At 34.8% G+C, this 24,892-nt stretch carries 22 protein-coding genes and 1 tRNA gene; 15 read left to right on the forward strand and 8 right to left on the reverse strand.

Going from position 1 to position 24,892, the window contains the following annotated elements; translation table 11 throughout:
- Nucleotides 1-114 precede the first annotated feature (114 nt).
- The 9 genes from QOL71_RS01415 (at nt 115) to QOL71_RS01455 (ending at nt 9,805) form a co-directional block, all read left to right on the forward strand.
- A complete protein-coding gene (locus tag QOL71_RS01415; RefSeq protein ID WP_283415232.1) occupies nt 115-1,068 on the forward strand; it encodes a glycosyltransferase family 2 protein in 954 nt (317 codons plus the stop codon).
- A gap of 7 nt (nt 1,069-1,075) precedes the next feature.
- Nucleotides 1,076-1,777, forward strand: coding sequence for a GIN domain-containing protein (locus QOL71_RS01420; protein WP_283415233.1), 702 nt, complete (start codon nt 1,076-1,078; stop codon nt 1,775-1,777).
- A 17-nt stretch (nt 1,778-1,794) separates the two neighbouring features.
- Complete coding sequence (locus QOL71_RS01425; RefSeq protein ID WP_283415234.1) at nt 1,795-3,516, forward strand: phospho-sugar mutase; 1,722 nt, start codon at nt 1,795-1,797, stop codon at nt 3,514-3,516.
- Nucleotides 3,517-3,707: 191 nt separating this feature from the next.
- Nucleotides 3,708-4,961: a pyridoxal phosphate-dependent aminotransferase gene (locus QOL71_RS01430; protein ID WP_283415235.1), complete on the forward strand. Its 1,254-nt coding sequence runs from the start codon at nt 3,708-3,710 to the stop codon at nt 4,959-4,961.
- Nucleotides 4,962-5,019: 58 nt separating this feature from the next.
- The gene (locus QOL71_RS01435; protein ID WP_283415236.1) at nt 5,020-5,547 is read left to right on the forward strand and encodes a hypothetical protein; all 528 of its coding nucleotides are present in this window, start codon (nt 5,020-5,022) and stop codon (nt 5,545-5,547) included.
- A 1-nt stretch (nt 5,548) separates the two neighbouring features.
- Nucleotides 5,549-6,271: a 3-deoxy-manno-octulosonate cytidylyltransferase gene (kdsB, locus tag QOL71_RS01440; RefSeq protein WP_283415237.1), complete on the forward strand. Its 723-nt coding sequence runs from the start codon at nt 5,549-5,551 to the stop codon at nt 6,269-6,271.
- An 86-nt stretch (nt 6,272-6,357) separates the two neighbouring features.
- Nucleotides 6,358-7,020: a histidine kinase gene (locus tag QOL71_RS01445; protein ID WP_283415238.1), complete on the forward strand. Its 663-nt coding sequence runs from the start codon at nt 6,358-6,360 to the stop codon at nt 7,018-7,020.
- Between the two features lie 10 nt (nt 7,021-7,030).
- Nucleotides 7,031-7,384: an MmcQ/YjbR family DNA-binding protein gene (locus QOL71_RS01450; protein WP_283415239.1), complete on the forward strand. Its 354-nt coding sequence runs from the start codon at nt 7,031-7,033 to the stop codon at nt 7,382-7,384.
- A gap of 162 nt (nt 7,385-7,546) precedes the next feature.
- A complete protein-coding gene (locus tag QOL71_RS01455; protein WP_283415240.1) occupies nt 7,547-9,805 on the forward strand; it encodes a glycoside hydrolase family 3 C-terminal domain-containing protein in 2,259 nt (752 codons plus the stop codon).
- A gap of 54 nt (nt 9,806-9,859) precedes the next feature.
- Here QOL71_RS01455 and QOL71_RS01460 read toward each other — a convergent pair whose 3' ends face one another.
- Complete coding sequence (locus QOL71_RS01460) at nt 9,860-10,786, reverse strand: bifunctional riboflavin kinase/FAD synthetase (RefSeq protein ID WP_283415241.1); 927 nt, start codon at nt 10,784-10,786, stop codon at nt 9,860-9,862.
- A 160-nt stretch (nt 10,787-10,946) separates the two neighbouring features.
- Here QOL71_RS01460 and atpD point away from each other — a divergent pair, with 160 nt between their 5' ends.
- Both atpD and QOL71_RS01470 read left to right on the forward strand, forming a co-directional pair.
- Entirely contained in the window at nt 10,947-12,455 is a 1,509-nt protein-coding gene (gene atpD, locus QOL71_RS01465; RefSeq protein WP_283415242.1) for a F0F1 ATP synthase subunit beta, read from the forward strand.
- Nucleotides 12,456-12,531: 76 nt separating this feature from the next.
- Nucleotides 12,532-12,813, forward strand: a complete 282-nt coding sequence (locus tag QOL71_RS01470) for a FoF1 ATP synthase subunit delta/epsilon (RefSeq protein WP_283415243.1) — start codon at nt 12,532-12,534, stop codon at nt 12,811-12,813.
- A gap of 77 nt (nt 12,814-12,890) precedes the next feature.
- Here QOL71_RS01470 and QOL71_RS01475 read toward each other — a convergent pair whose 3' ends face one another.
- On the reverse strand, nt 12,891-13,643 hold the full coding sequence (locus QOL71_RS01475) for an NUDIX hydrolase (protein WP_283415244.1): 753 nt from the start codon (nt 13,641-13,643) through the stop codon (nt 12,891-12,893).
- Nucleotides 13,644-13,806: 163 nt separating this feature from the next.
- Between QOL71_RS01475 and QOL71_RS01480 the strand changes: the two genes are divergently transcribed.
- The gene (locus QOL71_RS01480) at nt 13,807-15,225 is read left to right on the forward strand and encodes a sugar MFS transporter (protein WP_283415245.1); all 1,419 of its coding nucleotides are present in this window, start codon (nt 13,807-13,809) and stop codon (nt 15,223-15,225) included.
- Nucleotides 15,226-15,277: 52 nt separating this feature from the next.
- Here the strand turns inward: QOL71_RS01480 and QOL71_RS01485 are convergent, their stop codons facing one another.
- Complete coding sequence (locus QOL71_RS01485) at nt 15,278-16,150, reverse strand: DUF4435 domain-containing protein (RefSeq protein WP_283415246.1); 873 nt, start codon at nt 16,148-16,150, stop codon at nt 15,278-15,280.
- Nucleotide 16,151: 1 nt separating this feature from the next.
- Nucleotides 16,152-17,552, reverse strand: a complete 1,401-nt coding sequence (locus QOL71_RS01490) for an AAA family ATPase (RefSeq protein ID WP_283415247.1) — start codon at nt 17,550-17,552, stop codon at nt 16,152-16,154.
- A gap of 437 nt (nt 17,553-17,989) precedes the next feature.
- Between QOL71_RS01490 and QOL71_RS01495 the strand changes: the two genes are divergently transcribed.
- Nucleotides 17,990-18,697 carry a DUF6261 family protein gene (locus QOL71_RS01495; protein WP_283415248.1) on the forward strand — a complete coding sequence of 236 codons (708 nt, stop codon included), beginning with the start codon at nt 17,990-17,992 and terminating at the stop codon, nt 18,695-18,697.
- Nucleotides 18,698-18,766: 69 nt separating this feature from the next.
- Complete coding sequence (gene bamJ, locus QOL71_RS01500) at nt 18,767-19,201, forward strand: BamJ family beta-barrel-assembly machinery protein (protein WP_283415249.1); 435 nt, start codon at nt 18,767-18,769, stop codon at nt 19,199-19,201.
- 39 nt (nt 19,202-19,240) lie between these two features.
- Here bamJ and QOL71_RS01505 read toward each other — a convergent pair whose 3' ends face one another.
- The 4 genes from QOL71_RS01505 to QOL71_RS01520 form a co-directional block, all read right to left on the reverse strand.
- Entirely contained in the window at nt 19,241-21,436 is a 2,196-nt protein-coding gene (locus tag QOL71_RS01505) for a B12-binding domain-containing radical SAM protein (RefSeq protein WP_283415250.1), read from the reverse strand.
- Between the two features lie 37 nt (nt 21,437-21,473).
- A tRNA-Arg gene (locus QOL71_RS01510) sits at nt 21,474-21,545 on the reverse strand.
- A 22-nt stretch (nt 21,546-21,567) separates the two neighbouring features.
- Nucleotides 21,568-22,089 carry a helix-turn-helix domain-containing protein gene (locus QOL71_RS01515; RefSeq protein WP_283415251.1) on the reverse strand — a complete coding sequence of 174 codons (522 nt, stop codon included), beginning with the start codon at nt 22,087-22,089 and terminating at the stop codon, nt 21,568-21,570.
- A 292-nt stretch (nt 22,090-22,381) separates the two neighbouring features.
- Nucleotides 22,382-23,440, reverse strand: coding sequence for a TerC/Alx family metal homeostasis membrane protein (locus tag QOL71_RS01520; RefSeq protein WP_283415525.1), 1,059 nt, complete (start codon nt 23,438-23,440; stop codon nt 22,382-22,384).
- A 341-nt stretch (nt 23,441-23,781) separates the two neighbouring features.
- Here QOL71_RS01520 and QOL71_RS01525 point away from each other — a divergent pair, with 341 nt between their 5' ends.
- Nucleotides 23,782-24,885, forward strand: coding sequence for a M14 family zinc carboxypeptidase (locus QOL71_RS01525; protein ID WP_283415252.1), 1,104 nt, complete (start codon nt 23,782-23,784; stop codon nt 24,883-24,885).
- Nucleotides 24,886-24,892: the final 7 nt, after the last annotated feature.

A 24,892-nucleotide genomic window follows, 5' to 3' on the forward strand; every position in this document is an offset into this window, starting at 1 on the left:
TGTTGGATAATAAATAATTATGGGGCTCTTTTTAAATTATTAAATTAATTATTTATCCCTAAGATTATAAAATCTAATATCTAAAATCTAACATCTAACATCTTTTATAAAAAAATGAATCTTTCTATAATTGTCCCATTACTTAACGAGCAAGACTCTCTGGAAGAGTTGTTCACCCGAATCGACAACGTTTGCCGAGATAACAAATTATCTTACGAAGTCTGGTTCATCGATGACGGAAGTACGGATTTGTCCTGGTCCATTATTGAAAATTTGAAAATCCAACATCCACAGATTCATGGGATTAAATTTTCTAAAAACTACGGAAAATCTCAGGCGCTTCACGCAGCTTTCGAAAAAGTCAATGGCGATGTGATTATTACAATGGACGCAGATTTACAAGATTTTCCGGAAGAGATTCCTGAATTGTACGAAATGGTAACTCTGGGCAATTATGATATTGTTTCCGGCTGGAAAAAGAAACGTTTCGATAATGTAATGACCAAAAATATTCCATCAAAACTGTTCAATGCGGCGGCCAGAAAAGTTTCCGGCGTTTCACTTCACGATTTCAATTGTGGTTTGAAAGCTTACAGAAAGCAAGTCGTAAAATCCATTGATGTTTACGGCGATATGCATCGTTATATTCCGGTTTTGGCGGCTAATGCAGGTTTCAGAAATATTACCGAAAAACCGGTTCAGCATCAGGCAAGACCTTACGGAACCTCAAAATTTGGGACTGAGCGTTTTGTTCGTGGATTTTTGGATTTGGTGACACTTTGGTTTGTCAGCAGATTTGGTGGGAGACCGATGCATTTCTTCGGCGCTGCCGGAACATTGATGTTCATTATCGGATTTTTATCGGCAGTTTGGCTAGGCGTTTCAAAACTGATTGATGTTTATATCTTCAAAATTTACGGTAATCTGATTGCTAATAATCCTTGGTTTTTCATTGCTTTGACGATGATGATTCTGGGAAGTTTATTGTTTGTAGCTGGATTTTTAGGCGAATTGATTATTAGGACTAATCGTGAGCATAAGAATTATCATATTGAGGAATTGATATAATTTAAAAATGAAATATTATTTATACTTATTTCTAATTTTCACAGCCATTTCCTGCGGAAAAGTAAAACCAAAAGGCGAAATCCAATCCAAAGATGTAGAATTGGCCGAGTTTAATAAATTGGATTTAAAAGGAAAATTCCGTGTTTTTTATGTTCAGAGTCCGCACAATTTCGTGAACGTGGAAACTTATCCTAGCTTCTTTGATAATCTTAATATTGAAGTTAAAGATAAAAATCTGTCAATTTCTGAGAAAAACGAAACGGATAAAGTTGATTTTTATAATATTACGATTTACGGAAAAACTCCGTTTGATGTGATTAAAATAGCTGATTCTGTAGAGCTTAACATCTCAAGCCAAATGAAAGTTGAAAATTTTGCACTTCATTTAAAAGATAATGCTAAATTTATCGGTTCAGTGATTTCGGAAAAGGCTGAGATAGAAATGGCAAACAAAAGCCGGGCTAATCTGCTGGGAAAAACAACTTTAGCCAAGCTTAATATCAAAGATACCGCGAGTATTATTTCGCCGTATTGGTATATCAAAGATTTGGAAATAGAGTCTCAGAACGGGAATTATGCAGAACTGAATGTCGATGAAGAAATCAAAGGGAAAATCGGTAATACATCAAAATTGATTTATTACGGAAATCCTTCGAAAAAACTGAAAGTAACTGATAAAGCGACTTTAGAGAACAGGAAATTAAATTAAACAAAAAACTATAAATAATGTCAGAATTATCAACATTAGATAAAGCAAAACTTTGGCTTGCAGAAGCATTTGATGAAGAAACCAGAAATGCAGTACAAACTTTAATCGATTCCAATTCACCTGATTTGGAAGATTCTTTTTACAGAGAATTAGAATTCGGAACAGGAGGAATGCGTGGTGTAATGGGAGTTGGAACCAATCGTTTAAATAAATACACGTTAGGTCAGGCTACTCAGGGACTTGCGAACTATCTTCATCAATCTTTTCCAAATGAAGAAATTAAAGTAGCGATTGCTTATGACGTTCGTAATAACTCCAAAGAATTCGGGAAAATTGTTGCAGATGTTTTAACAGCAAACGGAATCAAAGTTCTGTTGTTCAAAGAACATCGCCCAACTCCGGAATTGTCTTTCACAGTTAGAGATAAAAAATGTAATGCAGGAATCGTTTTGACGGCTTCTCACAATCCACCGGAATACAACGGTTATAAAGTATATTGGAATGACGGTGCGCAAATTGTTCCGCCGGATGATGAAAATATCATCAGAGAAGTTTATGCAACTAAGTTTGAGGACATCAAATTCAACGGAAATGATGATTTAATCGAATGGGTTGGCGAAGACCAGGATGATGTTTACATCGATGCTTGTATGGAAAATTCTCTTTATCAAAATGTTGGAAGAGATAACTTAAACATTGTTTTCACATCCATCCACGGAACAACTTATACGACCGTTCCAAAAGCATTGAAGAAAGCCGGATTTACAAAATTGGATTTGGTTAAGGAACAGATGATTCCAAGCGGAAATTTCCCAACCGTAGCTTCCCCGAATCCGGAAGAACCAGCAGCATTGTCTATGGCAATGGATTTGGCAAGAATTACCAATGCTGATATAGTTATCGGAACAGACCCGGACGGCGACAGGCTAGGAATTGCAGTTAGAAATCTTGAAGGCGAAATGCAGCTTCTGAACGGAAATCAAACCAATACAATCTTAACATATTATATTCTTGACCAGTGGAAAAAAGCAGGAAAAATCACCGGAAAAGAGTTCATTGGTTCTACCATTGTAACTTCTGACGTGTTCTTTGATGTTGCAGAGAAATTCGGAGTGGATTGCAAGGTTGGTTTGACAGGTTTCAAATGGATCGGCAAGATGATTCGTGATTTTGAAGGTCAGGAAAAGTTTATTTGCGGCGGCGAGGAAAGTTTCGGTTTTATGACTGGAGATTTTGTTCGTGACAAAGATTCTTGTGGTTCAATCCTGACAGCCTGTGAAATCGCTGCTTGGTGTAAAGCTAATGGAACAACGGTTTACGAATATATGATTGAAATCTACAAAGAAGTTGGTTTCTATTACGAAGGCTTGATTAATGTTGTAAGAAAGGGTAGAACAGGAGCTGAAGAAATTACACAAATGATGAGCGATTTCAGAAGTAATCCGCCAAAAGAAATTGCCGGTTCTCCTGTAGAAGAAGTGAAGGATTTCAAGGAACAGACTTGTTTTGTTGTTTCTAAAAACGAAAAAAGAGTAATGGACGATATTCCGAAGTCTAATGTATTGATTTTCTATACTCAAGACGGAACTAAAGTTTGTGTTCGTCCTTCCGGAACCGAACCAAAAATAAAATTCTATGTTTCTGTAAAAGACAGCATCACCTCCAAAGAAGATTTTGTTGCAAAACTTCCTGTGTTGGAAGCGAAAATTGCGAAGGTAAAACAGGACCTTAATCTGTAATTGAAATTTTATCAGAATAGAAATATAATCTAAAATATTTTTAACCTAAAGTTCTCAATTACTGAAGCGATTTAGTTTTGAGAACTTTTTTTGTTGTGTAACTTGAATTAATCTGTTACATTTAACAAATTTGCAAATCATAAAAAGTAAAAATCCGGATGCACTCCGGAACAACATCAAAAAATATCTCAGTGAAAGTATCAAAACTCGCATCTAACCTGATTGGTTCAGAAATCATTAAAATCGGAAATGAAGTCAATGATCTGAAAGCCAAAGGTGCACAAATCTCAAATCTTACAATTGGCGACCTTAATTCTAACATCTATCCAATTCCATCCGAATTGAAACAGGGAATTGAGAAAGCTTATAAAAATAATCTGACCAATTATCCACCGGCAAACGGTTTACAATCTCTAAGATCTTCCGTAAGCAATGACCTTAAAAAACGTTGGAATCTGGATTATTCAGCCAATGATATTTTGATTACGGCTGGTTCAAGACCTTTAATTTATGCGGTTTTCAAAACAATTGTTGACGAAGGAGACAAGGTAATTTACCCGATTCCTTCCTGGAACAACAACCATTACGCTTACTTAACGACAGCTAATGCAGTTGAAGTTCAGACACAGGAATCAAATAATTTCTTACCGACAGCGGACGACCTTCGTCCTTATGTTGATGGCGCTGTTTTGCTCTGTCTTTGTTCTCCTCTGAATCCAACAGGAACAATGTTCACAAAAGAGCAATTGTCTGAGATTTGCGAATTGGTTCTGGAAGAAAATAAAAGAAGAGGACCAGACGAAAAACCGCTTTACCTGATGTATGACCAAATCTACGCAATGTTGACTTTTGGTGCTGACCATTACAATCCGGTAAGTCTTTTCCCTGAAATGAAAGATTACACGATTTATGTTGACGGAACATCTAAATGTTTTGCTGCAACAGGTGTTAGAGTAGGTTGGGGCTTCGGACCTAGTTTGGTAATTGATAAAATGAAAGCTCTTTTGACACACGTTGGAGCTTGGGCGCCAAAACCAGAACAGGAAGCGGTTGCTGAATTTTTAACTGATGATTCTGCAGTGGATAAATTTCTTGATGATTACAAACAAAAACTGAATACAAGTTTGAAAGAACTTCACGCAGGAATCCAAGATTTAAAATCGAAAGGATTGGCTGTGGAAAGTATCTCGCCAATGGGTGCGCTTTATTTAACCATTAAATTGGATTATTTGGGCAAAACCACTCCAGAGGGAAAAATGATCGAGAATTCTACAGATTTGGTTTTCTATCTGATTAATAATGCAGGAATGGCTTTGGTTCCGTTCTCAGCATTTGGAAATGATAAGTCAGTGCCTTGGTTCAGAGCTTCTGTTGGAGGCTGTTCGTTGGATGATATTAAGGATTGTCTTCCGAAGTTGCAAAAAGCCTTAGAAAATTTAAAATAAATTGAGAAGCAGAATATTTCTTGAAACCAAGTTTACTTTTTATTCATCAATAGTAATTATGCTATTAGTGATTTTAAGTGTTTGGATTTCTGGAAAAAATTCTCATCAAACATTATTTCAAAATTCGATTCTTTCAACTTCTATTCTTGCGATTGCATTTTTTCTTTTTGTGAGTATTAGTTTGTATAGAGGAGTTGGATTAAGAGATAATCTTGGCAAGATTTTAACGAAAGAAAATTTTAATAAACGAATGAGATCCACCTCTGATTTTACTCCAAATATTGATGTTCCAAGCATTGGTGCGGATGGAATTGGAGGTGTTATTTTATCGGTACTTGCTTGGATTGCATTTACTGTAGCAGTATTATTCGCTCTATACTTTGTAGGTGTTTTCTTTTGGTCAGTTTTATTACTTTTATTAGCAATTCTTTACTGGATATATTTTAGAGCTTTGAGACTAATATTCAAAAATTCAAAAAGATGTAAAGATAATCTCGTTAAAAGTTTAGGATTTGGACTTTTTTATTCTGTATTATATATATCATGGATTTATGGAGTCATTTTTTTAATAAAATATATTCACTAATATGAAAGTTATCGCAGTTATTCCTGCTCGTTATAATTCAACCAGGTTTCCCGGAAAACTAATGGAGATCTTAGGGGACAGAACCGTGATTAATACTACCTATCAGAATGTTGTCGATACTGGTTTGTTTGATGACGTTTTTGTCGCTACGGATTCTGAATTGATTTTTGATGAGATTTCAAAAAATGGTGGAAAAGCTGTTATGACAGGAGAACACGAAACCGGGAGCGACAGAATTGCGGAAGCTGTTCAGAATATCAATTGTGATATCATTATTAATGTTCAGGGCGATGAACCTTTTCTCAAAAAAGAACCACTGAAGCAATTGATTGATGTTTTTTCTAATGATGATAAAAAAGAAATTTCTTTAGCCTCTTTAAAAATTCAATTAAAAGAATCTGAAGAAATTCAAAATCCGAATAACGTCAAGGTTATCACAGATAATAATGGATTTGCTTTATATTTCAGTCGTTCAGTAATTCCTTTTCACCGCGAATTGGCTTACAATGTCAAATATTACAAACATATTGGCGTTTATGCTTTCAGGAAAGAAGCTTTGATTAAATTCTCTTCTCTGGAAATGACACCTTTGGAAATTTCTGAAAAATTGGAACAGCTGCGCTATTTGGAAAATGGGATGAAAATTAAATTGGTCGAAACAGATTTCATTGGCATTGGAATCGATACGCCGGAAGATTTGGATAAGGCAAAAAAACTGATTTAATTTAGCCGTTATTAATGTTAAAATTAACGTTCTTTAAGACAAGAAGCCAAATGAAAATTTTATCTTAGCAACCTTAAAAATTCTGAATGAAACAATTAATCCTCATATTTTCTGTTATATTTTCTATCGTTTTGTCTGCTCAATCGGCAAAGGATATCATCGATAAAAACATAGAAAACTCTGGAGGTCTTACCAATTGGAAACTTCTGAATACGGTTCAGATACAGGGGAGAGTGACCTTGGGAGTTAATGATTCTTACCCGATTAAAATCTATCAGCAACGTCCGAATCTGACAAAAACAGCAATTGTAATGGGTGGAAAAGAAACACCTGTTGAAGGTTTTGACGGAAAGAATGGTTATGCAATGAATTATGCTCAGAACAAGCTCCAGCAATACACAGATTACATTCCTGAAAATTTTGATAATGACTTTATCGATTGGGAAAACAAGGGTTTTGAAGCTGAATTGTTAGGCAAGGAAAAAATCGGGGAACAATTGTATTTCAAAGTGGAACTGACGAAAAATGTGAATAAAACTATTTACTTTTTTGATGTCAAAAACTATATGTTGTTCCGTGAAATCAAGAAAGATGAAATCCTGACTTATTCAGATTACAGAAAGGTTGGAAACTTACTAATGCCATACAGAATCGAATCGTCTTCACCTAAAAAAGACAGCGATTATGTAATGATGATCAATAAAATCGAAATCAACAAAGAATTACCGAAAAATACTTTTAAATTCTGATTTGGTCAAAATGGAAACTGAAGAAATCCGCGAATATTGTTTATCCAAAAAAGCTGTAACAGAAGGCTTTCCTTTTGATAATGAGACTTTGGTTTTCAAGGTTGGCGGTAAAATGTTTCTTTTAATTTCTTTAGAAAAGCAACCTGCAACATTCTCTGCAAAAGCTGATCCGGAATGGAGCGAAGAACTCCGTGAAAATCATCCTCAGATTTCCGGCGCTTATCATATGAACAAAACTCATTGGAACTCAGTTCTCTGTGAAGGTCTCAAAAAAGATTTGATTCTTAAATTAATTGATCATTCTTACGATTTGGTTTTTAATTCGTTAACTAAAAAATCAAGAGAAGAAATTCTGAATAGTTAATTTTCTGGTTTTAAATTCAAATGAATTAGATGTACAACAAAGAGAGATGTCTTACATTTAAGCTTGTTAATACCTTTATGTTTTTTATTTTCTCATTTTGAGATAATAAAATAATTTGTATATTAGGCATTCGAAAATTTCTATTTGAAAAGAGTGAATTTTATGATAAAAAAAATAATATTACTTTCTGTACTTAGCTGTATATCACATTTTAGCTTCGCTCAGAAAACAACCCCAATTTACTTAGACGATTCCAAACCTGTTGAACAACGTATTGAAGATGCTTTGTCAAGCATGACTTTGGAGGAGAAAATTAATCTTATCCATGCTCAGTCCAAATTCAGTTCGCACGGAGTTCCGAGATTGGGAATTCCGGAATTATGGACTGCAGACGGACCTCATGGTGTACGTTCAGAAGTGCTTTGGGACGAATGGGATCAGGCTGGCTGGACCAATGATTCAATTATAGCTTATCCTGCGCTGACAGCCCTGGCGGCAACGTGGAACAGGAATATGTCTTCCATCTACGGTAAATCTCTTGGTGAAGAAGCAAGATACAGAAAAAAGGATGTTATTCTGGGACCTGGGGTCAATATTTACAGAACTCCGCTCAATGGCCGTAACTTCGAGTATATGGGAGAGGATCCGTTTTTAAGCTCTCAAATGGTTGTTCCTTATATCAAAGGTGTTCAGTCCAATGGTGTTGCTACAAGTGTAAAACATTTTGCATTGAACAATCAGGAAACTTTCAGACACTCGAGTAATGTGATTGTTGATGATAGAGCTTTGTACGAGATTTATTTACCACCGTTCAAAGCAGCGGTTCAGGAAGGTGATTCCTGGACAATAATGGGTGCTTATGATTTATATAAAGGACAGCATGCCAGCCACAATCAATACTTATTGAATGATATCCTGAAAGGTGAATGGGATTATAAGGGTGTTGTAGTTTCGGATTGGGGCGCAGTTTTAGATACCAATCAGGCTATTCATAATGGTTTGGATTTGGAATTCGGAACATGGACCAATGGTTTGTCAAAAGGAACAAGCAATGCTTATGACAATTATTATCTGGCTAAACCTTATTTGGATCTGATCAAATCCGGAAAAATCGGAACTAAAGAGTTAGACGACAAAGTGAGAAGAGTTCTCGGTTTAGCTTATAAAACATCTATGAACAAGAACAAGCCTTTTGGATCTATTGCTTCAGAAGCTCATATTGCTGCAGCAAAACAGATCGCTTCTGAAGGAATTGTTTTGCTTCAGAATCAAAAAGCGATATTACCAATCAATTTAGCCAAGACTAAAAAAATTGCCGTGATAGGTGAGAATGCTATCAAAATGATGACCGTTGGCGGTGGAAGTTCTTCTCTTAAAGTGAAATATGAAACATTGCCACTTGACGGAATCAAAGAACGTTTCGGAAAACAAGCAGAAGTAGCTTATGCCAGAGGTTATGTTGGCGATGTAGGTGGCGAATATAATGGTGTAAAATCCGGACAAAATCTTAAAGAGACGCGTTCTTCTGCTGAATTAATTGCTGAAGCCGTAAAATTGGCGAAAGAATCTGATTTCGTGGTTTTTGTCGGAGGTCTTAATAAAAGTGACCATCAGGATGCAGAAGGTATGGACAGAGAAAGTTATGGTTTGCCATACAATCAGGATGCAGTAATTTCAGCTTTGGCAAAAGCGAATAAAAATCTTGCCGTTGTACTGGTTTCCGGTAATGCTGTTGCAATGCCCTGGATCAAAGAAGTTCCGTCCGTATTACAATCTTGGTATCTCGGCTCAGAATCTGGTCATGCCATTGCAGCAATTCTTGCTGGTGATATCAATCCTTCCGGAAAATTGCCTTTCACTTTTCCGGTTAAGTTAGAAGATAATTCGGCGCATGCTTTGGGAGAATATCCTGGAAACAAAGAAGAGCTGGCTGCCGGAAAAGGAAAAGAACTGAAAAATCCGATTAATATTACTTACAATGAAGGAATCTTCGTTGGTTACCGTTGGCACGATACCAAAAATATCAAACCGTTATTCAGTTTTGGACACGGTTTGAGTTACACGACTTTTGAATATGGAAAAGTCAAAGCAGATAAATCTGAACTGACAACGAATGATAAAATAACCTTCACAGTTAATGTGAAAAATACAGGTAAAGTGGATGGAGCAGAAGTGGTACAGTTGTACATCAGCGATCTGAAATCATCTTTGCCAAGACCTTTGAAAGAACTGAAAGGCTTTGATAAAGTTTATTTGAAAGCCGGTGAATCCAAAGATGTTTCTATCACAGTTGATAAATCTGCATTGAGTTTCTTTGATCCGGTGAAACACGATTGGGTTGCAGAACCGGGAGATTTCGAAGCGCTGGTAGGAAGTTCATCTTCTGATATCAGAACTAAAATCAAGTTTACATTGAAATAAGTTTTATTGGAAATATAAAATTAAAGGATAGCAATTGCTATCCTTTCCTATTTCTTAAAACTGAAATTCTGCAGTCAATCTTTTGTCTTCATCCAATCTTTCAATCAGCTTCTCCAAACCTTCAAACTTAATTTCATCGTGTAGATAATCCCGGAATTTGATAGTGATTTCTTTATCATAAATATCCTGGTCAAAATCCAGAATATAAACTTCGGTATGTAAAGATTGATTTTTGTCGTCAATCGTAGGATTGGTTCCAATACTCAGCATTCCTTTGTAGAATTGATTGTCAATCCACACTTCAACAATATAAGCACCTTTTTTAGGAAGTAGCTTGTTGATTGGAACTTCAATATTTGCGGTTGGGTAACCAATAGTTCTACCGAGTTTTTTACCGTGAATAACTTTTCCAGTCAAAGGATAATTGTAGCCCAGCATTTGGTTAGCATCATTGATTCTGCCTTCCGAAAGTGCTATCCTGATTTTTGTAGAACTGATATTAAGGTCATTCTTTTGTATAGCTTCCAATTGATTGACTTGAAAACCTAATTCATTGGAAAGAGATTTCAACAATTCAAAATTCCCGCTTTTATTTTTCCCGAATGTATGATCGTAACCTATTATGATGTGCTTGACATTGAGCTTGTTAACCAAAATTTTTTCACAAAATTCTGTTCCTGTCAGATTTCTGAATTCTTCATCAAAAGTTTTTAAGAAGATATTCTTAATGCCGCTTTTTTCAAGAAGTTCTAATTTCTCTTCCAGCGTGTTGAGCATTTTTACATCATCATCCGGATTGAGAAATTTTCTTGGATGTGGCCAAAAACTTAGAATGGCAGATTCCAGATGTTCTTTTTCTGCAATTTCATTTAGTTTATTAATAATGGATAAATGTCCCAGATGGACACCGTCAAACATACCCAAAGATAATGCTAATGGTATCCTAGATTGGTAGTCTGTAAGATCTCTGATGATTTTCAAATTCTGAATTTTATGGCAAAAAGTAATCAAATCTGCCTGTGTAAAAATACACCTAAATAGTGTGCTATAAATTGTCATACAAATATGATAAAAATCTTTTTTTCTGACAATGCTCGTTAACAAACTTTTATTATCTTTGCGCACAAGTAAAAATTTAGTAATGGCAAACCAAATTAAAGGAAAAATTTCACAAATTATCGGACCGGTTATCGACGTGGTTTTTAATGAAGTTGAAGAATTACCAAAAATATATGACGCTTTAGAAATCACTAAAAGCAATGGAGAAAAAGTTGTTTTAGAGGTTGAGCAGCACATTGGTGAAGATACGGTAAGATGTATCGCAATGGATGCTACAGATGGTCTTCAGAGAGGTCAGGAAGTAACTGGTACAGGTAAACAAATTACAATGCCGGTTGGTGATGAAGTTAACGGTCGTCTTTTCAACGTTGTAGGAGATGCTATTGATGGGATCCAGAATTTGTCAAAAGAAGGAGGTTTGCCAATCCACAGAGAAGCACCAAAATTCGATCAGTTATCAACTTCTGCTGAAGTTCTTTTCACAGGGATCAAAGTAATCGACCTTGTTGAGCCTTATGCAAAAGGAGGTAAAATTGGGTTGTTCGGTGGAGCTGGTGTAGGAAAAACAGTATTGATTCAGGAATTGATCAACAACATCGCAAAAGGACACGGTGGTCTTTCCGTATTCGCAGGAGTAGGTGAAAGAACAAGAGAAGGGAACGACCTTTTGAGAGAGATGTTGGAATCGGGGATTATTAAATATGGTGACGAGTTCATGCACTCTATGGAAAATGGAGGTTGGGATCTTTCTAAAGTAGATCTAGAAGCTATGAAAGATTCTAAAGCTGCTTTCGTTTTCGGACAGATGAATGAGCCGCCAGGAGCAAGAGCTAGAGTAGCGTTGTCTGGTTTGACTTTAGCTGAATATTATAGAGATGGTGGAGAAACTGGTCAGGGTAGAGATGTACTATTCTTCGTAGATAACATCTTCCGCTTCACACAGGCTGGTTCCGAGGTATCTGCACTTTTGGGTCGTATGCCATCAGCGGTAGGTTACCAACCAACTTTGGCATCTGAAATGGGTGCGATGCAGGAAAGAATTACTTCAACTAAAAATGGTTCAATTACGTCTGTACAAGCGGTTTACGTACCTGCGGATGACTTAACTGACCCGGCTCCTGCAACTACATTTGCTCACTTGGACGCAACAACAGTACTAGATAGAAAAATCGCTTCGTTAGGTATTTATCCAGCAGTAGATCCTTTGGCTTCTACGTCAAGAATCTTAGCGCCGGAAATCATTGGCGAAGAACATTACAACTGTGCTCAGAGAGTAAAAGAAATTCTTCAGAGATATAAAGCTCTTCAGGATATCATTGCGATCCTTGGTATGGAAGAACTTTCAGAAGAAGATAAATTGGTAGTTTACAGAGCTAGAAAAGTTCAGAGATTCTTATCTCAGCCTTTCCATGTTGCTGAACAGTTTACTGGTATCCCAGGATCATTGGTTGATATCAAAGATACCATCAAAGGATTCAATATGATCATCGATGGAGAATTGGATCAATATCCGGAAGCTGCTTTCAACTTGAAAGGAACTATCGAAGAAGCTATTGCAGCCGGACAAAAAATGTTAGCTGAGAACGCTTAATTAGAAAATAGAATAAAGAAAAAAGAGTCAAGATAGTTCTCTTTTTTCTTTTCTCTTTACTCTTTAATCTAACAAAATGAATATAAAAATTTTAACTCCGGAATATGTTGTTTTTGATGGTGAGGTAGATTCAATTCTTCTTCCTGGGAAAAGCGGGCAATTCCAGATATTCAAAAACCACGCGGCAATCGTTTCTGCTTTGGTAAGTGGTAAAGTTAAGATCTACACAGATAAAGTAGGTTCTGCTTATCAAAAATACCTTACAAAAGAAAATGATGCTAAATCTGTTTTTTCTTATGAAATTAAGAGTGGTGTTTTAGAATTTAATAATGATAAAGGAATTATTCTTTGCGAATAAAAATCCTTAAAATCACATAATAAAAAAGAATCATTAATTATTTAATGATTCTTTTTTGTTTTATAGAATGATAAAAATTACCAGTTGCTCAAACCATTTTGAAGAGCTTTTTTATAATTTTCTTTGTCAAAAGAATAGAGATCTGGAGCTTTGTGAGCACCACCACGTCTTTGTTCATCAAGCCTTTTTAGAATACCCAGATTCTTGATTTTACGGTAAAAATTTCCTCTGTTAAGTTCTTTACCCAGAATTGTCTCATAAAGCTTTTGCAATTCTGATAATGTAAACTTTTCAGGAAGCAGATTGTATCCGATTGGTTTAATAGAAATGCGCTCTCTTAAAGTCAGTAGTGCTTTGTCTATAATTTCCCGATGATCCATGGCCAGTTCAATCTCAGGGAGCTGACTCAGATAGACCCATTCGCAAGTTTCACTGAATTGATCTGGTATTGGGTGCAATTCCGAAGCACTGTATAATGCATAAAATCCAATGGTTATGAATCTTTGTTTTTGAAATAAGGTCTCATCAAAATCTTCAAAATAGAATTCACTTCTGTTCTTTTTCCCAAAAACACCAAATTCTTCAAGATAAACACCGGTTACACCAGCTCTGTCCTTTAATATCCTTACAACAGCTTCATCCAGATCTTCATCTTTTGCAATATATCCACCGGGTAACAACCACTGCTTTCTGTAGTTCATTTTTAAAAGAAGAACTTTCAATTCATTTTGATCAAATCCGAAAACAACGGTGTCTGCGGATAGATGGGGTAAAAAAAATTCTTTAGCCTCTTTGGACTGATTTAAAAACTGTTGTTTAGAATCTATCATATTTATTACAAAAACTCAATATTACAAATATATTAATAAAATCTAACCAACCAAAGGAGAATCACATTGTAAACGATAGCATTTATTTAAGAAATATAATGTCTCAAAATAAGCTTTTATCAACAAAACAGACTATCTTTAGGCACTTTTTAAATGAATGATTATGACGAATGAAGTACAATCTAAGAGGAATTACACAGTTCCTCTGATTACCATTACCCTTTTGTTTTTTATGTGGGGATTCATCACGTGTATGAATGATATCCTCATTCCTTACCTGAAACAGCTTTTCAGCCTGTCGTTCTTTGAATCGATGCTGGTGCAGTTTTGTTTCTTCGGAGCTTATTTTATCGGCTCGCTGATTTACTTTTTAATCTCAACAACCAATGGTGACCCGATTGATAAGGTAGGTTACAAAAAAGGAATCCTTTTCGGGATTTTCCTGGCGGCTTTAGGCTGTGTCCTGTTTTATCCGGCGGCAAGTTTCGCTTCTTATCCATTATTTTTAGGAGCATTATTTATTTTAGGATTAGGATTTACGGTATTACAAATTACCGCAAATGCTTACGTTTCTCTTTTGGGACCGGAAGATTCCGCATCCAGCCGACTGAATATGACCCAGGCTTTCAATGCTTTCGGAACAACGATTGCGCCGGTTTTGGGCGGACATCTGATCTTCGAATTGTTTTCTGCTCCGGATGGATCTTTCTCTGCAGCAGCAACTAAAATTCCTTATCTGATCTTTGCAGCGATCCTTTTGTTGGTTGCTTTATTGATCTCGCGGGTTAAGCTTCCTGACTTCCAGGTAAAAGGCGAAGAATTGGTAAAAGGCTTTGGTGCTTTGCAGCATAATCATTTGAAGTTCGGAGTTTTGGCGATGTTCTGCTATGTTGGCGGAGAAGTGGCGGTTGGAAGTTTTATTATCAGCTTTTTGGAACAGCCACAAGTCATGAATCTTTCCGAAGTCGTAAGTAAAAACTACCTATCTCTGTATTGGGGTGGTGCGATGATTGGACGTTTTCTTGGAGCGATTTCATTGAATCATTCTATCGGTCAAGGGAAGAAAGCTTTGTATATGTTAGGTACGGCAGCCGCTGTTTTCCTGGTGATTTTTAGTATTGTTGACTTGACGTTTGCACAGATTAGCTTTTTCCTTGTCTTTATTGCTTTGAATTTCGTAGCATTTTTTATCGGGAAATCTGCTCCGGCAAGAACATTATCCATTTTCGCTGCAGTGAACGTTGTTTTATTAATTTCAGCGATGTTGAATCACGGTGCATTGGCAATGTATAGCATCTTAGGAATCGGGATTTTCAACTCGATTATGTTCTCCAATATCTATACATTGGCGATTTCCGGCTTAGGAAAATATACGAGTCAAGGTTCTTCTTTAGTTGTAATGGCTATCTTAGGAGGTGCGATTGTTCCGATTTTCCAAGGTTATTTGGCAGATACTTTTGGGGTACAACATTCTTTTATTATTCCTGTGTTCTGTTATCTTGTGATTTTTGTTTTTGGAGCTTATTGTACTAAGTATCTTAGCCACGTGAAGCAGGATGCGGATGCTAAGTCTGGACATTAAGATTTTTGCTTTATAAATATGAAAACCTGCTGTGAAGCAGGTTTTTTTTACTTTAGGAAATTATATTGTCGAATACATTTTGAATTTCATTAAAAGAACAATTTTTAGCCAGTCTAATTTTAAATGATGCTTGGTCTGGATTGAATTTATGTTTCGATTTAATTCGACTTTTCAATAAAGGAAATAAATAATCTTTGCCTGATACGAATTTTAATAATTTATTTTCCGCAAGATGTAGTTTTTCTTTCCTTATTTTAATTTCTTGCTCTAAATTAATAGATATTTTTGCAGTTATTTCAGATTTTAAATCATCAATTCTATTTTGAATTTTTGTTTTGCAAACCACCCCACTTGAGTCAGTACATAATTTACCTACTCCGAATTGGACATTTTGAATTCCTAATTTAAATTTTATGATAATAGAGTAGAGAATAAATAAATTATATAGTTGTTCTTCATTTTCTACTACCCATTCTTGAAAATTTAAATTTTCACTAATCTGACTATGATTTTGAATAGGATCATCATCGTGTATAAGAGAAATTAATGCAGATTCATCTATTAAAAAATTTTCAATACAATATTTTGGTAAAATATATAAACCTGTCAAATCTGATATTTTATCATCATTAATAACCTCATTAATATCTTCATTTATTAGATAAAAATCTCCATCAATTATAAAAACTTTCTTTCTCCCATCATTTATACCTTTATGTTTTTTCCACTCATCTATTACTGATTTTGAGTTGCCTAATGGTAATACTGATTCAATTGAATATTTTGAATTTGTAGCTTTATTTAAAATAATTGTATAAAGTTTTTTTGTTTCTACAGAGGTGTCCTCAACGTAAACATCTATTTCATTAAAATCTTCAAGTAATACTGATCTAGCAGATTTTGAACTAGTACTTCTTTCTGCCATTTTATTTTTTATTTATTTTTTTTGTTTTAAACTTATGATCTCCAATTATGTCAGGTGAATGTGTAGCAATGATGAATTGAGTTTTATCTGAAGCTTCAAAAAGAGAATTTATAAATAGCTCTTGCCACCTAATGTGTAATGAGATTTCAGGCTCGTCAATCACCAATATTTCTGTTGTATTATTCTTATTAGACTCTTTTAATTTGTTAAAAATAACGTTAGCAAATAAAATAATAAGCTGTCGTTCTCCCGACGACAATTCATCAACAGTTAATGCTCTACCGTATGGTTTATTTATAAATAATCTACCTACTTCATCGACAATCAATTTTTTTCCAGTGTCTTTAAAAAAAGTATTAATGATGTTTAGAAATTTATTTACCGGTTTGAAAGTGTCCGAATAGGTAGTATTATATTCATCAATAATTCCAACAATTCTAATAAGTTTGTCGACTTGAGCTTTATTTAAAAGCCATTCAATAGTAACTCCTTTATTTTTCAACTCAGGACTAGGCTCAAATAATTGATTTATTTTATCAAAAAATGTATTTAATTTATGTGAAACAACTTTATCTAAAAAACCAATATTTTTTAAAGAGTCCTCAATCTCTTTTCTTCGCTCAATAATTAAATATTTTTCTTTAATATTAACTTCATTTGGTAAGTCGTCAATATCAAATTCTATAAAATCAAAAGATGTAGCAATTAGTTCACGCTGTATTTTTTTAAAATATTTCTCTTGAATAATTTTTAATGATTTATATACGTTTTGAATCAATAATTCGGTTTCCAATATTGACACCCCCAAATTATCTTTTGTGAGTGAAGAGAAATTACCTGTATCTTCATATTTAGAATATTTTCGGCTTATTACATTTCTTTCGTACAGATAGTTTTTATAATCTTCCCTCACATCGTTATTTGTTCTTTCTAATCCTATAAATATTGGTTTTTGAATATCATTGATGAAAATAATTACAGGATTTTCAATATATCTCTTTAATATAATTGTATTTGCTTTTGTATGCTTTTCAATTTTTATATATTCAAATTCGTCTAGAATTTTTCGATTTATAATTAATGGTTCATATAAATCTAATTCAAACAACTGTCCTTTTTCAAATAATTGTCCTTTTTTAATACTTATAGTTAATTCGCCAGATTTTTTTAGTGCCGTAATTTTATATAATTCGCCTCGTATTTCAAGTTCAAGTTCTATATAATCGAAAGGAATTCTAACTAAGTCTAATAAGTTTGGTAATAATAAAGCTTGAATAAGATCAATAGTAGTTGTTTTACCAGATCCATTTGTTCCAACTAAAATAGATAGATCTTCATTAAATTCAATGTCAATATCAATGTACTCATTTATTCTGTTACCCTTAAAATTAATTAGTTTCATATGTTCGATTTTATATAAATATATAATTACCTTAATAAATCTTGTTCTATTAAAGAATAACTTCAAATATACAAATTAAGGAGGCTTTAACCTTACGGTTTTCCGTAATCTCAAAAATAAACCAATCCAAATTCCCATCCTTCCGTATTTCTACTGCAATTAATAAAAACTTCCAAAATTAAAAACCTTCGTTTTCCAACCTACCCAACTCCTCCGGAAGTCACAAAACCCTAGTTTTATAACAAAACAACTTTTACTTTGGTTTCCAAACGAGGGTTTTGTAAGCAAACAACTTTGGCGTAAGTCAGAAAACCTTCGTTTTGTAATAAAATGACTTTTACTTTTGTTTCCCAACTATAGTTTTGTGACTAAAGAATATTTTTATACATTTAAAATGTGTAAAAAACTAAATAATTAACAACAAAAACACTAAATGTATGAAAATTACACTATCAAAGTTAAGTACCAAAGATTTGGCTACACTTGCCCAAAGGACCATCAATGTTTCAGAGTCCGGAACTTATGCTGTCATCACAGCTCATCCACTATTGGCAGAACTCAAATTGAAATATGCGGATTATGATGCCGTGTATGCTAAACAAATCTACAGTGGGAAAGGAGATTCGGTTGCTCAAGCGGATAAAGAAAGAGATAACGCATTCTCTGATCTGAAAGGATTCTTAAATGGGTACAGAAAGTTATCCTCGGTTGCTAACTATCAATATGCAGAAGACCTGTATCAGATTTTCAAATTGTTTGGTCTGGAGCTGTACAAGCTAAGCTATTCCTCCCAAACCGCTCAAATGAAAAAACTGATCGAGGAACTGGAGAAATCTGATAACAGCCAAAAGTTAAAAGCATTGTCTCTGGAAGATGCTTTCACAGATATGAAAAATAAACAGGAAGCTTTTGAAACACTCTTTGCAGAACAAGCCTCTGCCAATGCCGATCTTCGGAATCAGAAAACAGCATCAGGAATCCGCAAAGATCTGGAAAGGTCTTTGAAATCTTTCCTCAACCTCATCACCGCAATGAAAGATGTCACCGATTGGAAACTTTTCTACGCCGATGTCAATGAGTTGGTAAAAGCGGCAAAGAATTCGGATCTCCCGAATAATTCTCAAGATAACAATCCTCCTCAGTAATCACTTAGTGGCTCTTGTGTGACCACTTTTATTTTTAAAACCTTATTTTTGTGTTCTTAAATAGATATTATGGGAGTTGCAGATTTATTACTAAAAAAGAAAAAAGCTTTAGCTGAAAAAAATCTTAATGACGGCAAAGCTTATATGGAAGCGAACGCTGCGAAGGAAGGTGTGGTAACCCTGCCAAGCGGATTGCAATACGAGATCATCACAGAAGGCGAGGGCGCTAAACCAAAAGCGAAGGATACGGTAACGGTTCATTACCACGGCACCACAATTACAGGAGCGGTTTTTGACAGCTCAGTAAAACGTGGAAAGCCGGCGTCTTTTCCATTGAACCGTGTAATCTCTGGTTGGACAGAAGGTTTGCAACTGATGCCGGTTGGCAGCAAATGGAGACTGACCCTGCCACCAAATCTTGCCTATGGCGAAGAGCAGATCAGCAAAGAGATAGGACCTAACAGCACTTTGATCTTTGAAGTGGAACTTTTAGGCATCAAGTAAATATAAATCCCGGAAACTAATTTTCGGGATTTTTTTATGTTATAAACTTAGGATGATTCCGTTTTCTTTGAGTTGCTGAATTGGTTTTGAAAACCAGAACAATTCAAAATCTTCAAACAGTTCTTCAAACTGATTCTTCAATTGTTGCAGAGTGATTTTTTTTGGATTTTCTATTGAATTCTCTTCCAGGATCTTAATCAGCCAATCAGCTTTGTCTTTGTCCAGCTCTATCTTTACGATATTGGTTTTGAGATGAAAAGTAATCTGTTTCAATTCCCAGGAGTTGCCTTTTTTTGTTTTGATAATGTCTTTTGCTATGACATTTTTATCCAGGAAAATCAGTTTAGAATTGCCTTTGAAAATGAAATTCTCATCTTCCAACAAACAATCATGGATATAATCCGGATGAATAGTCGTTTTCGGGATTTTGAAATCAAACCAATCCTGCAGAGGGATTTCGAAATTGATGCCGTGCATATAATTGAACAGAGATTTCTTCAGACCAAAACTAAATTGGCTGTGATCGATTCCTGTTTTATCCGTAAAATCAATGTCATTATTAGCAAATTTAATTTCCTGCTTAATTGGTGTCACTCCAAATTCTTCTGGATTAATGCCGACAGGAGAGTGTGCTGTCATTGCAAACTGATGCCAAAAACCACTTTGCAGAATTCCCATCTCGAATAACTGACGAACCATTTCCAAAGAATCGACTGTTTCCTGAACGGTCTGAGTCGGGTAGCCATACATCAGATAAGCGTGAACCATAATACCAGCTTCGGTAAAATTGCGGGTAACTTTGGCAACCTGCTCCACAGAAACACCTTTATCAATCAATTTCAGTAATCGGTCACTGGCAACTTCCAATCCTCCGGAAACAGCAATGCAGCCGGATATTTTCAAGAGAAAACATAAATCCTGAGTAAAGCTTTTTTCGAATCTGATATTCGTCCACCAAGTCACGACGAGATTTCTCCGCAGAATTTCCAAGGCTACTTCTCTCATCAAAGCTGGAGGAGCAGCTTCATCTACAAAATGAAAACCTGTTTCACCAGTTTGATGAATCAATTGCTCCATTCTGTCCACCAGGATTTTGGCAGAGATCGGTTCATAAATCTTGATATAATCTAATGAAATATCACAGAAGGTACACTTGCCCCAATAGCAGCCGTGCGCCATTGTCAGCTTATTCCAGCGCCCATCGCTCCACAAGCTGTGCATTGGATTAGCCACCTCGATGACAGAAATGTATCGGTTCAGTTGAAGATCCGAATAATCAGGCGTTCCGATTTCGGATTGTTTATAATCGTGTCTGTTGGAATTGTTTTTATAAGTTACTTCTCCGCTTTTTAGTAGGAAAGTTCTTTTATATTGAGATTCTTCACAATGTTCAGAATGACAAATATTTTCATAAACCAATTCCAATGGTAATTCGCCGTCGTCTAGAGTGATAAAATCAAAGAATTCAAATACGCGCACATCCTTAACTTCTCTGAGTTCTGTATTCGGGAAACCACCGCCCATTGCAGTTTTGATGTTCGGATAATTTTCTTTGATGAACTTTGCACATCGGAAAGCGGAATATAAATTCCCAGGAAACGGCACCGAAAAACAAACCAGCTTTGGCTGAACCAGTTCCAGATTTTCTTTAAGAATCTTTAATGTAAAATCATCGATGAAAGTTGGATCTGCATTAATTTTAGAATATAATTCATCAAAAGAATTGGCACTTTTTCCCAATCGCTCCGCATATCTGCTGAAGCCAAAATCAGAATCGATATTTTCTACAATATAATCGGAAAGATCTTCCAGATATAATGTTGCCAAATGTTTTGCCTTATCCTGCAATCCCATATTTCCAAAGGCAAACTCCATGTCATCTAATTGATTGAATCGGGAAGCTTCCGGAAGAAAATTCATAGAACAAATCTGTCTTGCTAATGTAGGGTTCTGATTCTGTAAAAAGAGAATGACCTGATCTATGGTTTTGATGTATTCTTCACGTAAAGCAAAGATTCGCTGAGAATTTTCAGAAGTATGATGGAAATCGATATCCGTATTGAAAACCTTTTGGATACCTTCTCTAGAAAAAAGTTCCAATATCACTTCGATTCCCAAATCCATTTGATAGCTTGATAGGTTTTTCGTATTCAGAAAACCTTTGATGTAAGCTGTCGCCGGGTATGGCGTATTAAGCTGGGTGAAAGGCGGGGTGATCAGTAGAAGGTCTTTCAAAAGATTATTTTCGGCAAAGTTAAGGTTTATAAATTTGTAGCCTCACCAAGAATCGAACTTGGATCTAAAGTTTAGGAAACTTCTATTCTATCCGTTGAACTATGAGGCCAAAATGATGGAGTTAAAGTTAACTAATTTTCATAAGTTTCAAAAGTTCCGTCCTGATAAAAAAATACAATTCTTTTGATTTTTTTTGATGAATTGTCTTGCTTTTCATCAAAATTTTCTAATCGCTGAGAATCGGCTATATTTTTCTTTTCTATAGAAGGTGCGGAAATATTCGATTCTGATGAGTTATTATTTTTTTGAGATTTTAATTCGTTTTCTTCCTTTCCAAAATTTTCGTCATCGATTAACGAAAATAAATCCGGTAATGTTTTTTTTACAGACTTAACTTCTTCAATAGATTGAATAGTTGTAGGAGAATTTTCTTCCTTATTAATAAGCATTTCTCCAAAACCTGTAATTAGCCATTCCCATTCAAGCTCTGGAAACTTGGTTTTTATTTTAGAAATGAAATCAAGAGAGGGTTTGTTTCTCCCAGAAATGATATGCGAAATGCTTGAACGTTGTACACCAATCTCTTCAGCAAACTCAGCGGGAGTAAGCTCTGTATATTCGATAACTTTTGTAATTCTATCATTAAATTCCATTTTACAAATGTAATAAATTAAGTGATAAGAAATGTTACAAATGTAATTTCATGTTATTTACTTTTGTAAACAAATTAAATTGATAAGATTATTAATTATAAATGCTTAGTTTTTAACTAGTTATATTATTATTTGTGGATAAGTGTGAATAAAAGAATTATAATCTCAATATTTATGTGGATAATGTGAAAAAGATAAATATTACAACATGAAGCATTGAAAACTTTGATTTAGACCATAAAAAAAGCCTCCTAAAGGAAGCTTGAAGTCTTTAAATGTCTCAATTTTAAGCCTAAGATTTAAGCATTTTTGATTTTTTCTCAGGAAAGAGTAGGGATGTACCTATGCTTAACAGAAGAATTGACATGATCACGATTAGTGATTCTGAAGTCCCGAAACCAATATCTTCCAGGTAATGGTGAAAAATCATTTTCAGACCTATAAACGCTAATAACGCAGCCAAACCAATTTTTAAAAACCTGAACTTATTAACAATCCCGGCTAAAAGAAAGAACATAGATCTTAACCCGATAATTGCAAATATGTTTGAGAAGAACACGATATAAGGATCTTTGGTTATAGAAAAAATCGCCGGTATACTATCAACCGCAAAAATCAAATCTGTTAATTCTATGATAATTAATACAAGGAATAAAGGTGTCATTTTCTTGATTCCATCAACGACCACAAAGAATTTATTCCCAACGAACTGATTATGAACCTTAAAATGCTTTTGTGCAAATTTGACAACCGGATGATGCTGTGGATCAATTTCTTCATCCTTATTTCTGTCAATAAACATTTTAATCCCTGTATAAACCAGAAATGCTCCAAAGACATACATTATCCATTCGAATTTCTGAATCAGTGCTGCTCCTATAAATATAAAGAGAAAACGCATTACAATTGCCCCAAAAATTCCCCAAAAAAGAACCCGGTGATAATTACGCGGTGCAACTCCGAATCCGCTGAAGACAAGAAGAATGACAAAGATATTATCGACCGATAAAGCATATTCTACTAGATAACCTGTAAGAAACTCCAATCCCAGGTTTTTGTCATATACCATTATGCTATGTTCCAGATTCCCGGGTACAATTTTTATAGGATGTTTGTGCTTTGCTACGATCTCCTGTAGTCTTTCCATACTGTCTATCCCATGAATCAGATGGCCGTAATAGGTGAGTAGGATATAAAAACCTAGTGATAACAGAATAATGAAAACACTCATCAACCCGGCTTGTTTAAGAGAAACTGCAGAATCCTTTTTATTAAAAATGCCCAGATCTAAAAGTAGTATCGTAATTATAAATACCAAAAATCCTGAAAGAAATAGAATTTCGTTGCTCATCATAACTTTTTAATGGACAAAAATAGCGAATTAATTGTGATTTAATGCGTTGTACATTTGTAAAAAACAGTAATAAATGTATGGAAAATCGTTTAGTGAATTCCTGAACAAATTAGTAATTAACACTATTTCTATACTTAAAGTAAATATAAATAATTACTTAATTTAAAATACGTAAAATATTGATATTTAAATTTATATGAAAATAAATTAAAAATAATGTATTCCACAAAATAATCAACAGACAAAGTGACATTTGTCAATGTTTAATCATTTTACAAATGTAAACACTGATATTTGTGATTAAATGTTATTTTTGTGAAAAATCAAATACCGTAAAAATGAATTTCAGTTTCCCTTATTTTAAAAATGTAAACTTCCCAGAACGCTATATTTCCCCTGAAAAATTATTTTCTTACTTACAGGACGATTACAGCGATTACATCAAAGAGGTAGGAAAATCCAGTCTCGGGAAACCTATCTACATGATGACCCTCGGAAAAGGTAACATCAAGGTTGCTGCCTGGTCGCAAATGCACGGTAACGAATCTACAGCGACTTTGGCAATGCTGGATCTATTAGCTATATTTGAAAAGCATCCGGAACTGAAAGAGAAATTATTTGAATTAATACAGTTAGATTTCATCTTTATGCTGAATCCTGATGGTTCTGAAGCCTGGACAAGACGAAATGCTTTTGACATCGATATCAACAGAGATTTCTTGAGGACTTCGAGTGTTGAAATGAAATTACTGAAATCATTAATTCTCAATAATAATTACAGCTATCTTTTAAATCTTCATGATCAGAGAACAATTTTTACGACCGATGGAAAACATCCTGCAACGTTATCATTTTTGGCGCCATCGGAAAATGCTGATCGTGATATCACAGAAAACAGAAAAAGAAGTATGGCTGTAATCGCTGCGATCTATATGCAGATGAAACAAATTCTCCCTGACAGGATTGCCAAATATACAGACGAATTTTACCCAACATCCAGTGGTGATAATTTTATGAAAGCCGGGATACCTGCAATATTGTTTGAAGGTGGATATTTTGAAAATGATTTGGAACGGGGTAAGACTCGGGAATTTTATACTCAAGCTTTATATTTTGCTTTAAAGGCAATGTCAGTCCTTAAAGGTGACACATTGAGCTATGAAACTTATTTTGACATTCCTCAGAACAAAGAATCTCATTTTGATCTGATCTACAGGAATGTCAGGCTCAATACAGAATTCGAATGTATTTTGGATATCGCCATACAATATAGAGAAATTCTTGATGAAAATAATAATCTGACTTATCAGCCATACGTTGTTGAAGTTGGTGATCTGAATCATAAAAAAGGCTGGCAGGAAATTGACTGTACAGATAAGAAATTTATTTCACAAAAAAGATTTCCAAAACTTGAATCGTTGGTCGATTTCGTTATAGAATAAATCAGTA

This window comes from Epilithonimonas pallida (genome assembly GCF_900182975.1).
Classification (GTDB): domain Bacteria; phylum Bacteroidota; class Bacteroidia; order Flavobacteriales; family Weeksellaceae; genus Epilithonimonas; species Epilithonimonas pallida.

Coding starts and splice junctions, on each gene's coding strand:
- QOL71_RS01415 (WP_283415232.1), top strand. CDS start 115: ATGAATCTTTCTATAATTGTCCCATTACTTAACGAGCAAGACTCTCTG.
- QOL71_RS01420 (WP_283415233.1), top strand. CDS start 1,076: ATGAAATATTATTTATACTTATTTCTAATTTTCACAGCCATTTCCTGC.
- QOL71_RS01425 (WP_283415234.1), top strand. CDS start 1,795: ATGTCAGAATTATCAACATTAGATAAAGCAAAACTTTGGCTTGCAGAA.
- QOL71_RS01435 (WP_283415236.1), top strand. CDS start 5,020: ATGCTATTAGTGATTTTAAGTGTTTGGATTTCTGGAAAAAATTCTCAT.
- kdsB (WP_283415237.1), top strand. CDS start 5,549: ATGAAAGTTATCGCAGTTATTCCTGCTCGTTATAATTCAACCAGGTTT.
- QOL71_RS01445 (WP_283415238.1), top strand. CDS start 6,358: ATGAAACAATTAATCCTCATATTTTCTGTTATATTTTCTATCGTTTTG.
- QOL71_RS01450 (WP_283415239.1), top strand. CDS start 7,031: ATGGAAACTGAAGAAATCCGCGAATATTGTTTATCCAAAAAAGCTGTA.
- QOL71_RS01455 (WP_283415240.1), top strand. CDS start 7,547: ATGATAAAAAAAATAATATTACTTTCTGTACTTAGCTGTATATCACAT.
- atpD (WP_283415242.1), top strand. CDS start 10,947: ATGGCAAACCAAATTAAAGGAAAAATTTCACAAATTATCGGACCGGTT.
- QOL71_RS01470 (WP_283415243.1), top strand. CDS start 12,532: ATGAATATAAAAATTTTAACTCCGGAATATGTTGTTTTTGATGGTGAG.
- QOL71_RS01475 (WP_283415244.1), bottom strand. CDS start 13,643: ATGATAGATTCTAAACAACAGTTTTTAAATCAGTCCAAAGAGGCTAAA.
- QOL71_RS01480 (WP_283415245.1), top strand. CDS start 13,807: ATGACGAATGAAGTACAATCTAAGAGGAATTACACAGTTCCTCTGATT.
- QOL71_RS01485 (WP_283415246.1), bottom strand. CDS start 16,150: ATGGCAGAAAGAAGTACTAGTTCAAAATCTGCTAGATCAGTATTACTT.
- QOL71_RS01490 (WP_283415247.1), bottom strand. CDS start 17,552: ATGAAACTAATTAATTTTAAGGGTAACAGAATAAATGAGTACATTGAT.
- QOL71_RS01495 (WP_283415248.1), top strand. CDS start 17,990: ATGAAAATTACACTATCAAAGTTAAGTACCAAAGATTTGGCTACACTT.
- bamJ (WP_283415249.1), top strand. CDS start 18,767: ATGGGAGTTGCAGATTTATTACTAAAAAAGAAAAAAGCTTTAGCTGAA.
- QOL71_RS01515 (WP_283415251.1), bottom strand. CDS start 22,089: ATGGAATTTAATGATAGAATTACAAAAGTTATCGAATATACAGAGCTT.
- QOL71_RS01520 (WP_283415525.1), bottom strand. CDS start 23,440: ATGAGCAACGAAATTCTATTTCTTTCAGGATTTTTGGTATTTATAATT.
- QOL71_RS01525 (WP_283415252.1), top strand. CDS start 23,782: ATGAATTTCAGTTTCCCTTATTTTAAAAATGTAAACTTCCCAGAACGC.